Origin of the sequence: Aliicoccus persicus, from assembly GCF_900110815.1 — a bacterium.
Classification (GTDB): Bacteria; Bacillota; Bacilli; order Staphylococcales; family Salinicoccaceae; genus Aliicoccus; species Aliicoccus persicus.
Genome location: NZ_FOIT01000008.1, coordinates 18,475 through 33,746, shown reverse-complemented (window position 1 = coordinate 33,746; position 15,272 = coordinate 18,475). Strand labels below are relative to the sequence as shown.

Sequence of the window (15,272 nt, the reverse complement as noted above, 5' to 3'; positions counted from 1 at the left end):
TAGTGCTATTTTATCAGAAGATTATAAAAACCGGAAAACTAGTAATTTTTAAAGAATGACCAAGCTTCCCTTTCAATAATCGATGTGAAATACGGTCTCGGTTGTTGTCCACACACTCTATACAATGAATTTTTCTTATTAAACTCAAGAAGGAGATTATCCTTCGTTTCAAGTGTCTCCCAATAGATCCCCTCAAATTCTCGATCAGGATATGCACTGACACCGCGAGAGAGTTGTTGTGCAATTTCCAAAGGATCGCCCCCAAAAGTATTGATCAACACTTGTGAGTCTCTAAATAAAGCACTAATTGCCAGACAAGTTGTCCAATTCGGTAAGATTCTCTCTTTTTCTATTTGAACCAATGTTTTTTTAGACAAACCAATCGTATCACTCATCGTATCTTGAGTGTAGCCCGCTTCAGTTCTTACCATCTTCATTTTTTCTTGAAGAACTTTAACGAACGCTTTCTTATCCATGTACTCATATACTCCTTATTTTGAAATTAATTTCATACGTGAAGTTATTTTTTCGTCCTTATAAATATAATACATGATTAATAAATTTAAAAGTTATTTGCATGATTTTTTGTCATTTTTCACATTCTTATCTTCTACACACCAAGCATATTGTGCTTTAGCGCATATATGACGACTTTCGTCCGATCGCTCACTTCTAATTTGCTAAGTATATGACTAACATGTGTCTTAACCGTTTTCTCACTGACAAATAGTGCTTCACCAATCTCTTTATTGGATTTTCCTTTAACAATTTCTTTTAACACTTCCATCTCACGTCCACTGAGTGGATTTTTCTCATGTGGTAATTCTTTTTCTGAATCAATGGTCGATAAAATATCTTTGTGTATGACCGGTTTTCCGTCTAAACAATCATTGATGGCTTGAATTAAATCATGTGCTTCCATTTCTTTTATAATGTAACCGTCCGCTTTCGCTTGATAAGCTGGTCTAATATATTCTTCAGATGTGTAACTCGATAATATCAACACTTTGACCGATGGAAAGTCTTTTTTAATTAAACGCGTCACTTCTATGCCATTCATTTCTGGCATGACTAAGTCTAGCAGGACCAAGTCAATATCTTCATGATTCTCTTTTAAATACGCGAGCGTATCTGGTCCATTGCTGAATTCCTCAACGACATTGATATTATCAGTCGTCGATAAGAAAAATTTCATCCCTTCTCTTACGATATGATGGTCGTCCGTTAAAATAATATTTACCATTGCTTACCCTCCTATATATTAAAGCTGATATGAATCATCGTTCCAGAATTTTTATCTGATGTGATGTTGAACTGTCCACCAATTTTTTCTGTACGTTCTTTCATGTTTTTCAACCCTTGATTCTCAGGCTTAATTTCATGGGTATCAAATCCAACACCGTCATCATCGATAATCACTTGGACTTGATCGCCTTCAAATTTTATGTGGATGTTTGCTTCATTTGTTTCTGCATGTTTTCTTACGTTGTTCAGCGCCTCTTGAATAATGCGATACAGTTGAGCTTCTATCATATCAGGCACTTTGTAAAAACCATCGATCGACATATTCACATGTAGTTGGATCAATTCTGCATAATGTTCGACTGCATTGATTAATCCATTCTCTAAGCCGATCGGCTTTAGCTGCCAAATCAATGCCTTCATCTCTTGCATTGCATGTCTTGAAACGGTCTCAACGTGCTGAAATGTATTCTGCATTTTTTCTTGAGATTTTAAAGTCTGTGCAGCATTCGCGGTAATTGAAATGGAGAATAACATCTGATTGACTGAGTCATGCAATTCACGTGCGAGACGCTGACGCTCTCTGACAATCAATGTCTCCTTTTCTTGATTATTCAGTTCAATTCTACGTATCGTCGATCCGATTTGGAATCCGATAGACTCGAGTAAATTGAGCTCATCTTCTTCATACACTTTCTTATTTTTTGCACCGACGTTTAAAATACCATAACGCTCATCACCACTTAAAAGCGGTACAGTTGCATGGTGTGTAATTGTATCTTCTGTAATCACTTGATTGCGATTCGCCTTCTCTAAACGCGAGCACGCAATAATATTCGAAGCTTTATGTAATTCATTATTATTAAATTTCTGAACACACCAACACGTGCCATTTTTTAAGTAATCATAGTTGTTTGCCGCCAAGCGTTCTGGCAATTGATAGTGACCGATGAGTTCGTGCTTGCCTTGCTCATTGATAAAAATCACCCACGCCGTATCATAGTTCGTATTATCTATAAGTAAATTAATGACACCTTGAATCATTTCAAACTTATCAGTCTCTGCGTTTAAGAACTCTGCAATTTCTTTTAACACGCGCAGTTTATCTGTCATATGACTCAGCCTTTCATATATTCAATAATTTGTAACCTCTTACACTTATCAATACTCTTGTAATTTATTATAATGGATAACAGGTGAATTAGTTAATGATTAAGAAGGAGCGGTCCATGAAATCAAATCATCTTTTAATGCAAGTCATTGTATTAGTGGCACTTGTTGCAACACTCGGTTCACTATATTTTAGTGAGATCCGTGCCTACGCACCATGTGAAATGTGTTGGTATCAGCGCATCATCATGTATCCGATGGCGTTGATGAGTCTTATCTCGGTAATTCGTAAAGAAATGAACATTGCATACTATCTACTCGTCTTTAGTAGCATTGGTATTGTCGCTGCAATCTATCATTATGCTTTACAAAAATTATCAGTTTTCTCAGACCTAAATATGTGCACAGGTGTGTCATGTACGGTACAATACATAAATTGGTTCGGTTTCATCACCATTCCATTTTTAGCTTTAATCGCGAACATTATTATCTTTGTATGTTCAATTATTATCATTAAGAACTTAAAAAAAGGGAGAATTACAAATGGGAAATAAATTTTTCTATGTTATTGTCGGTTTAATTATCGTTGGCTTTGTTGCAGCATTTTTTCTAATTAGAGATTATCAGAGCAATCCTGATAACTTGAGTGAATCTGGGTATTACCCGTATACAGATATCGCTGCTGAAGATTTAAATGGGCCGACTGTAGATTTACTAGATAATGAAAACTACCACTTCAATCAGACATTAGAAGAAGTTGTTGAAACGGTTCAAAATGAGACGGATGGTGTATTTGTTTATCACTGGTCACCTGTATGTCAGTTTTGTTTAAATGCAACACCGAATTTGATCGAAGCGAAAGATCAGGTCGATGCAAATCTTGTTCAATTAAACTTACTTGAATACCAAATGGCACCACAGGTGTTCATGATTGCTTCTACACCAACATTGGTTTACTACGAAAATGGTCAAGAAGTTGAAAGACTTGAAGGAGATCCAGGCAACTCGGAAGTGTTTGCTGAATTCATGCAAGCAATGATTGATGGAGAAACATTTGTGACAGAAGAGAATGTTGAAGAGTCAACAGACATTGAAGATGCAACAGATGAAGAAAACGAAGAAGTGGAAGAAGATACAGAAAACGAGGACGAATAATGAAATTTACTGTCCATGAAAATTTCGATCAACACACGCTAGAAGCGATGTTTAAACAGTTGAATGTACCAAAAAAAGATTTGCATTTACTGCGGATGTCTAAAGATATTGTTATCAATGATGTATCTGCCAATTTGCGCACTGTTTTAACTGCAGGCGATACGGTTGAACTTCCCAAAAGTGAAGAGTTCAGTCAGTATAAACCGAGCTATCGAACATGTGACGTGCTGTATGAAGACCGCTATTTAGCAGTGCTGTTTAAACCGCGTGGTGTGAAAACACACCCGAATGAGTTACATGAGACGAACACATTGATGAATCATGCAATTTATACGCTCGAGGCCGATTATTTAGAGCCGGTGCATCGACTTGACCAAGAGACAAAAGGTGTTATTTTAGTTGCGAAACACCCACTCGTTAAGAAGCTGCTCGATCATATGCTTGCAGAACGTGACATTAAACGCGTGTACATCGCAAGGGTCGATACGAAACAACTGATTGAGCCACAGACCATTGATTTACCGATTGAAAAGATGCGTTCAGAGCGCAACAAGTATAGTGTTTCAGAGCGTGGGAAAGATGCTGTTACACATATTATAAGCGCGCATGTTGGTCCTGAATATTGTGAACTAGAAATCGAACTTGAGACAGGTCGCACACACCAAATTCGTGTCCACCTAGCGCATATCGGTTACCCAGTTATTGGTGATACATTATATGGCGATGCCGTATTAAGAGATTTACAGTTATTCAGCTATCGCATTCAATTCATTCACCCAATTTTGCAAAAAGAAATTCTTGTAGAATTAGATAAAGAGAGTTTGTAGCATCTAAAATCCCCTAAAGTTGGAATATTCCATCTTTAGGGGTTTACTAATTACGAGCGTTTTCTTTTGAATCGTGAGCGGACTTTATCGAGGAGCTGATTGTCCTTTTGCTGCTGACTCTCACGTGTAAAGTCAATTGCCCGCTTCATCATTTCTAACTGTGCATTGACTGGTGGCTTATCGTTTTTAACATATGCCCATGATCCATCTGACTTTTGATATCTTGCCTTCGTATTATCCGAAAGATAAATATCGTTGATTTCAATGAGCTCTTCTTTAATTGCAGGATCATTGACTGGGAATAGAATTTCTACACGTTTAATCATGTTTCGCGTCATCATATCTGCAGATGACAAGTACAGTTTTTTGGCACCATTATGATTAAAATAATAAATGCGTGTATGTTCTAAAAATCGTCCCACAATACTGATGACTCGTATGTTATCACTAACCCCTTCAATCCCTGGTCGTAAACAACATATGCCACGTATAATCAGATCGATTTTAACGCCTTCTTGAGATGCCTTTAACAAGCTGTTGATAATCGTCTTATCTGTGAGAGAATTCATTTTAGCAAAGATGTAGCCATTGCCATGTTGTTTGTGGAACTCGATTTCTTTTTCAATGTAATCACTAAACAGATCTCGAATCTCAAACGGTGCAACATGAAGCGTCTCGTAATCGGGTTTGAGTGAATAACCACTCAAGTAATTGAAGAAGTTAATCGCATCATCACCAATCGCTTCATCAGTTGTAATGATCCCCATATCCGTATAGATTTTTGCTGTTGAATCATTATAGTTACCAGTTCCTAAGTGCACAAATCGAACAAGCTTACCATTCATTTTTTTCACAACGAGCGTGATTTTACTATGCGTTTTTAAATGGTTCATCCCGTAGATCACATGACAACCTGCATCCTCTAGTTCACGTGCCCAGTGTACGTTGTTTTCTTCATCAAAACGCGCTTTCAATTCGACAAGTACTGTCACTTGTTTACCGTTTTCAGCTGCGGACTTCAATGCTTTTATGATCGGTGAATCACTAGAAACTCTGTAAAGTGTTTGCTTAATCGCAAGCACAGATGGATCTTCAGAAGCTTCTGTAATGAAATCAACGATTGGTTGAAAGCTTTCAAACGGATGATGGAAAAATATATCTTCCTTCATCGCTTTTTCAAATACATTTTGATTGTTCAAAAACTTCGGTGCTTGCGGTGTGAAATTTTCGTACACTTCACCAGGCATCTTTTCAGATAGTTTGCCAGTTAACTCGAATAGAAATGTCAGATCAAGCGGTCCATCGAAACGATAGACATCTTGGTCTGTCAAACTCAGTTCATTCATTAAGAACGTACCATTTAAGTCTGGATATTCACTCACATCTATTTCTAGACGCACAGCAGCACCTTTTTTTCTTTCTCTCAAGAAATTTTCAATTTCTATGAGAAGGTCACTTGCGCCTTCTTCATGTATCATCAAGTCTGCATTTCTCGTAATTCTAAATGCAAATGTACGTTTCACACTGTAACCTTTAAACAGTTTTTCAATGTGTTCTACAATGACATCTTCAGATAAAACAACATAAGATCTTTCTCCATCTTTCAGTCTGTATATACGCTCGATAATCGTTGGTAGCTGCACGATTGCAGTCTGTGGTCCGTGATCATCATACAAGTCGACAAATATGTTGATTTTCTTGTTCATTAACTTAGGAAACGGACGATAAGCATCGATACCTAACGGCGTTAATGTCGCAAAAATTTCTTCATCAAATATTTCTTCAAGGCGTTCTTGCAAGTGTTCTGGCAATTCATGAGGTTTTCGAATAAAGACATTATGACCTTCAAGTTCTTTTATCAGTTTGTTATATTGATCATATTGAAGTTGGCTATTGCGGCGATTCAATTGACTGATACCTTCGAGTTGTTCTGTCGGCGTCAGCTGTGTTTTTGAATCAGGCTCAAAGAAATTCATCTTCACTTGGTCTTTCAATCCTGCAACACGTACCATGAAAAACTCATCCAAATTTGAACTTGTTATTGCTAAGAACTTTAATTTTTCTAGCAATGGGTTACTATCATCCAATGATTCTTCAATGACACGATAGTTAAAATCTAGCCAACTTAACTCACGATTATTATAATACTCTGGATTGTCTAGTTTATAATTGTTCATTGCCAACGCCCCTTATTGATTTATAACTGTGTAGAAATATCCTCAAAAACAATCTCAATGTCTTTATCTAAAATTCGTTCGATATGTTTTTTCTGGCGATTTGTTTGATATGCTTCTGACACGGGATCTCCGTCATGAAAAACAGTGAGTACCGCATCATCTCCATCAACTTCTAGTCTCAAGTCTTTTACGATGCCTGTATTGGAAATATCTAACGCATTCGCAAATTTTAATATACTTCCCAAAGGCAAAATAACATCGAGTTCATCGTCTGTAAACCAACCTGTTTCATCTGCAAAGAACTTGAGCAATGATTTATTCTTATAGCTTGCTAGCAGTGCAAGACGCACTCTGTCTTTATGTGTTAAACCATTGATGTTGCTATTTGAAAGTATATAGTACGTATGTTGACTCGCTGCATCTTTGTCGATAAATTCACCTAGGTTAAAAAGATATGCAGCATTCTTCATCAGTCGCTTATCTTGTTTCGTGACGTTTAATACACCTTGAATGTAAAGCTCCTGATATACCTTGCTGGCGAGCTCACGTCGTTTCAATCCTTCAGATGCTTTAATTTTGAAATCATTCGCAACTTGATGCAATGTATCATCAAAAATATTGAAGCGCTTAAACGCTTGTGGGTAATCCTTCTTAATGATGTTGATTGCATAACCTTCACGGAGACCTTGACGGCTAAATTTGAACATCTCGGCATCAACGAATTCATAAAGCGTTTTGAATACAAGTGCACTAGGTAGAATGATATCCGTGCGCTCTTTACTTAATCCATCAATATTATCGAGTTCATCATCGTCAGTTTTCATGAGCAATTCTATGACATCCACGAGATTATCTTTTGTCAGTGTATATCCATGGACACCAGCGATCGGATAATTCGTCATTGATTGATGAATTCTTGCGATGTTTCGTGCACTACCACCAATCGCAATAACCGGAATGCCTTGCTTTGCAATCCAGCGGACGCTGTGTATCTTTTCTTTAATATATGCTGTACATGTTTTAATTGCTGATTTGTCATTATGGTCTTTATCTTTGAAAAACATCTCTTGTAAGGTCACGACACCAAAAGGCAAGCTAATCGAGTTGATGAGTTCTTTATTTTCGAATAGTGTAATTTCACAACTTGAACCACCAATATCGACAGTTACAGCGTCAACATTACTAATTGTATGCGCGACTGCGTTATACCCATAGTACGCTTCTTCTTCACCAGTGATGACTACAATATCCATATCGAGTGCTGTCTTTACTTGCATGATAATGTCATCCAGATTTTTAGAACTGCGGATTGCTGCTGTCGCAATCGGATACATATCTGTAACCCCTGCATCTCGTGCAACCTTATCGTAGCTTGTCAGTATTTCAACCAGATGATCAATACCTTCTTGACTCATGTAAGAATCATCATCTACATATTGCGCGAGTCTCGCTGGTGCTTTAATATTGCGAATTTCCTTTAAGCCCGTGTCGCTGTGATAATGAAATATCACAAGACGAATCGTGTTTGAGCCTATATCGATTAAACCAAATTGTTTCATAAATTACTCCTTCGTAGAGATCATATCCTCTGGACGTATCCATTCGTCAAACTGCGCTTCTGTAAGCAAACCTGATTCGATTGCTGATTCTTTTAGTGTCAATCCTTTTTCATGTGCATTTTTAGCAATTTTAGCTGCATTCTCATAACCGATATGTGGGTTAAGCGCAGTGACTAACATCAATGAGTTATTTAAGAATCGATCGATGTTTTCATGAATTGGTTTGATACCGATAGCACATTTGTCGTTGAATGTGTTCATACCATCAGCCAGTAAGTAGATTGATTGTAGAGTATTATACAAAATTACTGGCTTAAACACGTTTAACTCAAAGTTACCTTGAGATGCAGAGAATCCAACGACAGTATCGTTACCGAATACTTGTGCTGCAACCATCGTCAACATTTCTGACTGAGTTGGGTTTACTTTACCTGGCATAATTGATGAACCTGGCTCGTTTGCTGGAATTTCAATTTCAGCAATACCAGCACGAGGACCCGATGCCAACCAACGTACATCGTTCGCAATTTTCATTAAGTCAGCAGCAAGTGCTTTTAATGCGCCATGGAAGTAAGTTACATCATCATGTGCAGTCAGTGCATGGAATTTATTCTCTGAAGATTTGAATGTATATGACGTCTGTTTAGATAATTCTACAGCGACACGATCACCAAACTCAGGATGTGCATTAATTCCTGTACCAACCGCAGTACCACCGATTGCAAGGGATGCTAATTGAACTTTCGATTCATTCAACATACCTTCACACTTATCTAACATAAATCTCCAACCACTGATTTCTTGGCCGAGTGTAATTGGTGTTGCGTCTTGTAAGTGTGTACGCCCAATTTTAATAATATCTTGGAATTCTTCTTCCTTAGATTTTAATGTATTGCGCAGATTATTAATCGCTGGCATTAACTTCTCTTCTACTTCTACGTAAAGTGCAACGTGCATTGCTGTTGGATACGTATCGTTTGAACTCTGTGATTTATTGACGTCATCATTTGGATGGACGTGTTCATCAATTCCTTTTTCTTTTAAGTACGCATTGGCAACATAGGCAACAACTTCATTGACGTTCATGTTACTTTGCGTACCACTACCCGTCTGCCATACGACAAGTGGGAAATGCTCATCCAGTTCACGATTAATCACACGATCACATGCGTGCACGATTGCTTCTTTTTTATTATCGCTTAGTTTACCTAAATCATTGTTTGCAATTGCTGCTGCTTTTTTTAATTGAGCAAATGCAACGATGACTTCAATTGGCATTTTCTCTTTACCAACTGGGAAGTTTTCTAAACTTCTCTGTGTTTGAGCTGCCCAGTATTTTTCACTTGGCACTTGAATTTCACCAATTGTATCTTTTTCAATTCTGTAAGACATTAAAAAAACCCCCTGAGATTTGTATAAGCTATCCACTTAATCTTATACTAATTTCAAAGGGTTTTCATTATTTATAGCTATAAATCAAAGCATCATTTTTCTTTTTTGTCATCTTCAATTGAATCATCGTGGTCAATTGGAACATCTTTATTTTGAGAGAGCTGTTCCATCTCTTTTCCCAGTTCTTCAACATCTTCCATATTTTGTACCATCGAATTCTCTTGAACATCTGCAATTTTTTGTTCGTACTTCTTATCGTTCTTCATCGTCTCACTCCTAAGCAAACTTATAGGTATAGTAATCAACAATATCTGAATCAAGTTCACTTGCTGCATCTTTGTCCATAACGAGCGTGACCATCGCATGATCTTTAAGTTTTGCAAAGTTTTTGTCACTATTATCTTGTGATTGATAAAGTGCCTCAACAGCCTTTGCTTTCTCTTTGCCGATTGCAACGAGTACGATTTCCTTACCATTATAAATATGATCATTGTCTCCATTTTCAAATCCGAGTAAATGATCCTCTTTCATTTCAAGTACTGAAAGATTAATCATGCGCTTGCGCTTTTTCTCTATAGATTCAAAAATGGTATCTAAATCACTTTGTTTACCAGATTTATAGAAGTTATCCTTCGGCACATTCAATGCCTCTACTGACTCTAGGCTCCCTCTATTGTTCGCCATGACCAAGTTGATTTGCGTAAAGTTCGCCGGATGTTTTTTTACTTCTTCAACGACTTCACTATAAACTGCGTCTAACGACGTTGCAGACTCTAATAACAAGACACTTTCAGGATTGTTATGTACTTGTTTTCGAATTAAATCTGCTGTGTAATCCGCGACTTTGTTACTCTCTTCAAAAATTTTAAAATTCAATGCCATAGTCATATCCTCCAAAACGGTAGTTTCATTAATCATATTTTACCCTATTTGTTAGACTTGTACACACGACAATCCTGAACATCTTATTTAATAGCTCTTTATTCTTTGTTCAAAATGATATATACTATAAATATCTAATTTGACATGGGGGAATTGCCATGAATGCATTTCTAATTTTTATGGTCGCTGCTGCATTCCTTACTTCTATATTAACTGCAGGTCGCGAATCAACTTGGGGTTATAGAGACACAGGTGCAACAGAGGAAGATTCAAAAAAATAAGTCATATAAAAATCCACGTATACAAGTGTATACGTGGATTTTATTTATCCGTTAAGCATTTCTTCTTTTCTGCCTGGGTGTTTATCTAACATGATATTTTCTGGTTGAACATCTGACTTTCTTAACAAACCAATATTTTCTGCTAAGAATCCGTCGCTACCGACGACGTAAAATAATGCATCGGTATTATTCGCAAGTTCTTTAACTTTGTTATAATATTCTACTCTATTATCTACAAACTCAGCTGTAAATCTTCCTTCTTCATCAGTTACAAACAACTCTGGATATAAATAATTCTTTGATGAATCCACATTTAAAGAATGCAATCCATCCACTTTGTCAGCGTTGTTTAAATATTCTCTAACGAGTGGTCTGAATGTTGCAATACCAACACCGGATGATAATAAAAAGACAGTCTTATCTTCTCTTCTGAGCGGTACATTTGAATGTGTCTTAAACAGTGCCACTTCACTGCCAATCGGCAATTTATCGAGAATTGTTTTAAATTCTGATCGTACCTCTCGTACACGTGTCGTAATCCCTATTGTTTCTTCATCTGGCATCGTACAGATCGACATGTGACGTACCAAACTTCTATTTGGCTTATCGCCCGAATTAAATCCTTCAAGTGCAAGGTGTGTATGTGCACCTTCCTTCCAAACAAACCCTTCCGGACATTCTAAGTAATATGTTTTCGTATCGTCAGTCTCAGTGACTACTTCTTTAATCTTCGTCCAATAAATCTGCATATATATTTTAGCTCCTAATTTTAAAGTATTATGCTTTACTTATTAATATACATTAAATGAGAACTGTTCTTAATTAAGGAGATTAAAAAGTCTGAAACATAAACGATACCGTTTATATTTCAGACTTTAGATTGAATTATTGTTGTAAAAACCCTTGTGATTTTAGTACATCGTGAACATCAAGACGCGTTTTTCGACTCAACATTGTCGTGACTTGATCAGTCCATGTATCATTTCTTTCACCATTGGTTCTATCTTTGTAGTACTCGCTCACACGCGAATCATATGCCTCAACTTCAGCGAGGACATCCGCATCATCAACTGACTTATAGGCATTTTCAAAATATACAGTTTCAAAAGGTAATCTCTCTTTCTGACTACCTTTGTTTGCTGGTTCGCCGACGACCATGCCGAACAGTGGAAACACACCAGATGGTAATTTCAATAGTTCAATAACACGCGATACGTTGTTTCGCAGTGAACCGATGTAACAAATCCCAAGACCCATGCTCTCTGCAGCAATTGCTAAGTTTTGTGCAGCAAGAGTTGCATCGACAGTGCCTACGATAAGTTGTTCAGTGTTTTCAAATTTCACTTCATTATCCTTTAAATGACTTAACTTCACATGACGATTGTAATCGATAACAAACACGAATAAGTGACCGTTATGTTCGACATACGATTGGCCAGATACTTTTCTAAGTTCTGCTTTCAGATTATCATTTGTAACTCCGATGATAGAATATGCTTGAACATAGCTCGACGTCGAAGCAGATTGTGCCGCTTTAACTAAAGCGTGTATCGTTTCATCACTTAATTTTTTCTCTGTAAAACTTCTAATTGACCTATGATTATTTAATAACTGTATAACTTCATTCATACTCTAAGTTCTCCCCCGATAGTTATGACTACTTAATGTTTGGATATCCTTGTTGACGCAACGCTTCGTACAATAACAAGATTGCAGTATTAGCTAAGTTTAAACTACGTACACTTTCATGCATTGGAATACGCAATGCCGTATCCTTATATTTTTCTTTAATACAGTCCGGTAGACCGCTCGTTTCATTACCAAATATAAAGTAATGATCTTGCGAATCATCACTGTAGTCAAGCGTACTGTAGTTTTTCTGACCAAAACGAGTCAGCAAGTAATAGTGTCCCGTCCCTTTTGTGGCAGTGAAAAATGCATCTACATTGTCATGTTCTACAACATGCACATGTTGCCAATAGTCAAGCCCAGCGCGTCTGACTGATTTTTCATCGATATCAAAACCGAGTGGATGAATCAGGTGTAATGTGGCACCTGCAGCAAGGCAACTCCTTCCAATGTTTCCAGTATTCCATGGAATCTCAGGTTGATATAATACGATATGGTTTGGCATATAAGTTCCTCTTTCTACTCTTGAATTCCTTGCAACATTTCACGTCGTACATCTGCATCCGTCTCAAATTCGAAACGTTCACGAATGTATTCAAAGCTCTCATCGCCTAAAATTTGACCAATTGCATAATAAGCCGTGCCTTTAATCACTGGTCTTGGATCATTTTCGGCTACGCGTTTTAGTATATCAATTGCACCGCGTTCCTTAAAGTGTGCAAGTGCAATAATTGCATTTCTTTGAATCGGTTTTTTACCGCGCCATACACCTGAAAGATGTCCATATGTATCTTTGAACTCACGGTTTGATATTTCTAATAGACTCGTCAGCTCTGGCTTTAATATTTCAGGCTCGAGAACGATATCATCATGGTGCGTGATGTTTATCCCCTTATTTCGTGGGCATACTTGTTGACATGTATCACATCCATATAGCCTATTACCGAGTTTCTTTTTAAATTCTTCCGATAAAAAGCCTTTCGTTTGAGATACAAACGATAAACAGCGCGTCGCGTCAATATTGCCATCTCCAAGCAATGCTGAAGTCGGGCAACGATCCACACAAATATTACAATCTCCACAAGAGTCAATCAGTTCTTCATCCGGAGGAAATGGGAACGATGTCAACATTTCGCCGATGTAATGGAATGTACCCAAGTCAGGGTTAATGACAAAACAGTTTTTTCCCATATATCCTAAGCCGCTGCGTCTTGCGACTTCACGATCACTGAGCACACCCGTATCGACCATCGATTTCATCTCGACTTCAGGCAGGCGTGATTTTATAAATTCTTCGAGCTTTTCCAGTCTTGTACGTAGTAATTTATGATAATCCATTCCCCATGATGCGCGCGCAAACATTCCACGCCGTTCACCAGATTTGCTCTTCGGTGCATTTGGCAACTTATTTGGGTATCCAACAGCGATTGAAATGATACTCTTTGCACTCGGTAAACTACGTTTCGGTTCAGAGCGCTCTTCAATAGTTCCAGTTTCAAAACCTGACTGTCTACCGTGTTTATAGTGTTCAATCAATTTTAGTTTAAAATCTGAAAACGGTTCTGCATGTGTGAATCCAATTGCATCGATTCCAATCGTTTTGGCATATTGAATGACTTCACTTTTAAACTGATATCTATCCATACGACACCCACTTTCTTAGAGAGATTATACCAAATAAAAAAAGCGGACCAAAATGGTCCGACGAAATAAATTATTTAAAAATCACCCATATCATAATAGCCACTATAAATTTCAGATGGAACATCACTGCCACCAGTTAGCCATACAAGATGTGTTGCGTTAGGGTTTACATCTTTATTTTTACTTAGCATCGCTGGACCGATGAGTGCAGCAGCTGCTGATGGTTCCACTTTAAATCCTTCTGTATCCCTTAACTCTTTCAGTAATCTAAACATTTCTTTGTCTTCAACTGTCATGTAGCCATAGATTTGGCTTGCCATCAATTTTCCGACAAACTTAGACGGTCGGCTCACTGCAAGTCCGTCCGCAAGCGTCTCACCAGATAAACCGATATCTTTAATTGAAATTTCATTATGCATCTTTGTCAGTGCACCAAGTGTAAATGATGGTGAAGCGACCGGTTCCATAAAAATCGGATGTACAGCATCACCATACATCTGTTTAAGCCCAAATGAAATACCACCTGGAGCACCACCGACACCACAAGGAATGTAAACAAACAATGGACGCGATTCACTGACTTCAATATGTGCATGATCGAGCTGTTCTTTTAATCGTAATGCAGCAACTGCATAGCCTATAAATAATGATTTAGAATTCTCATCATCAACGAAATGTGCACGCTTTGACTTTAAAGCTTCAAGACGCGCACGTTTAACAGCACCGTTAAAATCTGTGTCATGTTCTATAACTTGAACACCAATATTCCGGAGTTTATCTTTTTTCCATTGTTGCGCTTCTTTAGACATGTGAATTTCAGTTTGAAAACCGAGTTTACTACCAATTAAACCGACGGCCATCCCTAAGTTTCCAGTTGAACCACAGATCAAACGATACGAAGAAAAAACATCCTTACAATGGTCCTCGAGGAATTGTGTGTAGTCTGAGTCATCTTCGTAGACCATCTCATCTCGAGCAAGATGCTCTGCAAATTTCAAAACATTATATATACCACCACGTGCTTTAACAGATCCAGCAATTGGCAGTAAATTGTCCAACTTCAAATATACATTATTATTGATTTTCACGTCGTAGATTGATTCGAGTGATTCTTTCATCGTTGGCATACGAACAATAGGAGATTCTATAATCGCCTTTGTTTGAATGGTTTCTTTAAAGACTTCCATAAAATAAGGCTGAAATCGTTTCATTCTTGCTTCAGCACTTTTAATATCTTTAAGAGAGAATCCCATATCATCCTTTTCTAGTTCAAAATCAGTATAAGTTGGATTCTCAAAAAAGGAAGGTACCTGGTCTATTAGTTTACTTACTGCTGGAAAATCAAATATGATTTGTTCAATATCCATAGCACAT

At 37.5% G+C, this 15,272-nt stretch carries 17 protein-coding genes; 4 read left to right on the top strand and 13 right to left on the bottom strand.

Features of this window, described 5'->3' with window-relative positions:
- Window positions 1–38: 38 nt before the first annotated feature.
- The 3 genes from BMW30_RS10160 to BMW30_RS10150 all read right to left on the bottom strand — a co-directional run bounded on the left by BMW30_RS10160 (window position 39) and on the right by BMW30_RS10150 (window position 2,355).
- Entirely contained in the window at window positions 39–476 is a 438-nt protein-coding gene (locus BMW30_RS10160; RefSeq protein ID WP_091476715.1) for a helix-turn-helix transcriptional regulator, read from the bottom strand.
- 134 nt (window positions 477–610) lie between these two features.
- Window positions 611–1,243 carry a response regulator gene (locus tag BMW30_RS10155; protein ID WP_091476712.1) on the bottom strand — a complete coding sequence of 211 codons (633 nt, stop codon included), beginning with the start codon at window positions 1,241–1,243 and terminating at the stop codon, window positions 611–613.
- Between the two features lie 11 nt (window positions 1,244–1,254).
- Window positions 1,255–2,355, bottom strand: a complete 1,101-nt coding sequence (locus BMW30_RS10150; protein ID WP_091476708.1) for a GAF domain-containing sensor histidine kinase — start codon at window positions 2,353–2,355, stop codon at window positions 1,255–1,257.
- A 116-nt stretch (window positions 2,356–2,471) separates the two neighbouring features.
- On the opposite strand from BMW30_RS10150, the gene BMW30_RS10145 reads away from it, so the two are divergent.
- Genes BMW30_RS10145 through BMW30_RS10135 form a run of 3 tightly spaced genes read left to right on the top strand, consistent with a single transcriptional unit; the run spans window position 2,472 to window position 4,334 of the window.
- The gene (locus tag BMW30_RS10145) at window positions 2,472–2,906 is read left to right on the top strand and encodes a disulfide oxidoreductase (protein WP_091476705.1); all 435 of its coding nucleotides are present in this window, start codon (window positions 2,472–2,474) and stop codon (window positions 2,904–2,906) included.
- Entirely contained in the window at window positions 2,896–3,507 is a 612-nt protein-coding gene (locus BMW30_RS10140; RefSeq protein WP_091476703.1) for a thioredoxin family protein, read from the top strand. The genes BMW30_RS10145 and BMW30_RS10140 overlap by 11 nt, the downstream gene beginning before the upstream one ends.
- Window positions 3,507–4,334 (top strand): RluA family pseudouridine synthase, encoded by an 828-nt coding sequence (locus BMW30_RS10135; RefSeq protein ID WP_091476700.1) that lies wholly within the window; start codon window positions 3,507–3,509, stop codon window positions 4,332–4,334. The genes BMW30_RS10140 and BMW30_RS10135 overlap by 1 nt, the downstream gene beginning before the upstream one ends.
- Before the next feature lie 50 nt (window positions 4,335–4,384).
- Here the strand turns inward: BMW30_RS10135 and BMW30_RS10130 are convergent, their stop codons facing one another.
- From BMW30_RS10130 to BMW30_RS10115, 5 genes are all read right to left on the bottom strand, one after another.
- Window positions 4,385–6,511, bottom strand: coding sequence for an RNA degradosome polyphosphate kinase (locus tag BMW30_RS10130; protein ID WP_091476698.1), 2,127 nt, complete (start codon window positions 6,509–6,511; stop codon window positions 4,385–4,387).
- Between the two features lie 20 nt (window positions 6,512–6,531).
- Window positions 6,532–8,070 carry a Ppx/GppA family phosphatase gene (locus BMW30_RS10125; RefSeq protein ID WP_091476697.1) on the bottom strand — a complete coding sequence of 513 codons (1,539 nt, stop codon included), beginning with the start codon at window positions 8,068–8,070 and terminating at the stop codon, window positions 6,532–6,534.
- A 3-nt stretch (window positions 8,071–8,073) separates the two neighbouring features.
- The gene (fumC, locus tag BMW30_RS10120; protein WP_091476694.1) at window positions 8,074–9,462 is read right to left on the bottom strand and encodes a class II fumarate hydratase; all 1,389 of its coding nucleotides are present in this window, start codon (window positions 9,460–9,462) and stop codon (window positions 8,074–8,076) included.
- 92 nt (window positions 9,463–9,554) lie between these two features.
- Window positions 9,555–9,728 carry a hypothetical protein gene (locus tag BMW30_RS10675; RefSeq protein ID WP_180366292.1) on the bottom strand — a complete coding sequence of 58 codons (174 nt, stop codon included), beginning with the start codon at window positions 9,726–9,728 and terminating at the stop codon, window positions 9,555–9,557.
- 10 nt (window positions 9,729–9,738) lie between these two features.
- The gene (locus BMW30_RS10115) at window positions 9,739–10,344 is read right to left on the bottom strand and encodes a sugar phosphate isomerase family (RefSeq protein WP_091476692.1); all 606 of its coding nucleotides are present in this window, start codon (window positions 10,342–10,344) and stop codon (window positions 9,739–9,741) included.
- Window positions 10,345–10,502: 158 nt separating this feature from the next.
- Here BMW30_RS10115 and BMW30_RS10820 point away from each other — a divergent pair, with 158 nt between their 5' ends.
- Window positions 10,503–10,625, top strand: a complete 123-nt coding sequence (locus BMW30_RS10820; RefSeq protein WP_281242158.1) for a hypothetical protein — start codon at window positions 10,503–10,505, stop codon at window positions 10,623–10,625.
- 44 nt (window positions 10,626–10,669) lie between these two features.
- Here BMW30_RS10820 and BMW30_RS10110 read toward each other — a convergent pair whose 3' ends face one another.
- From BMW30_RS10110 to BMW30_RS10090, 5 genes are all read right to left on the bottom strand, one after another.
- On the bottom strand, window positions 10,670–11,374 hold the full coding sequence (locus BMW30_RS10110) for a ferredoxin--NADP reductase (RefSeq protein ID WP_091476690.1): 705 nt from the start codon (window positions 11,372–11,374) through the stop codon (window positions 10,670–10,672).
- Between the two features lie 136 nt (window positions 11,375–11,510).
- The gene (gene nfsA, locus BMW30_RS10105) at window positions 11,511–12,254 is read right to left on the bottom strand and encodes an oxygen-insensitive NADPH nitroreductase (RefSeq protein WP_091476688.1); all 744 of its coding nucleotides are present in this window, start codon (window positions 12,252–12,254) and stop codon (window positions 11,511–11,513) included.
- A 28-nt stretch (window positions 12,255–12,282) separates the two neighbouring features.
- The gene (gene trmL, locus BMW30_RS10100) at window positions 12,283–12,759 is read right to left on the bottom strand and encodes a tRNA (uridine(34)/cytosine(34)/5-carboxymethylaminomethyluridine(34)-2'-O)-methyltransferase TrmL (protein WP_091476685.1); all 477 of its coding nucleotides are present in this window, start codon (window positions 12,757–12,759) and stop codon (window positions 12,283–12,285) included.
- A gap of 14 nt (window positions 12,760–12,773) precedes the next feature.
- Entirely contained in the window at window positions 12,774–13,898 is a 1,125-nt protein-coding gene (queG, locus tag BMW30_RS10095) for a tRNA epoxyqueuosine(34) reductase QueG (protein ID WP_091476681.1), read from the bottom strand.
- A gap of 74 nt (window positions 13,899–13,972) precedes the next feature.
- Window positions 13,973–15,265, bottom strand: coding sequence for a D-serine ammonia-lyase (locus BMW30_RS10090; RefSeq protein ID WP_091476678.1), 1,293 nt, complete (start codon window positions 15,263–15,265; stop codon window positions 13,973–13,975).
- Between the last annotated feature and the right edge of the window lie 7 nt (window positions 15,266–15,272).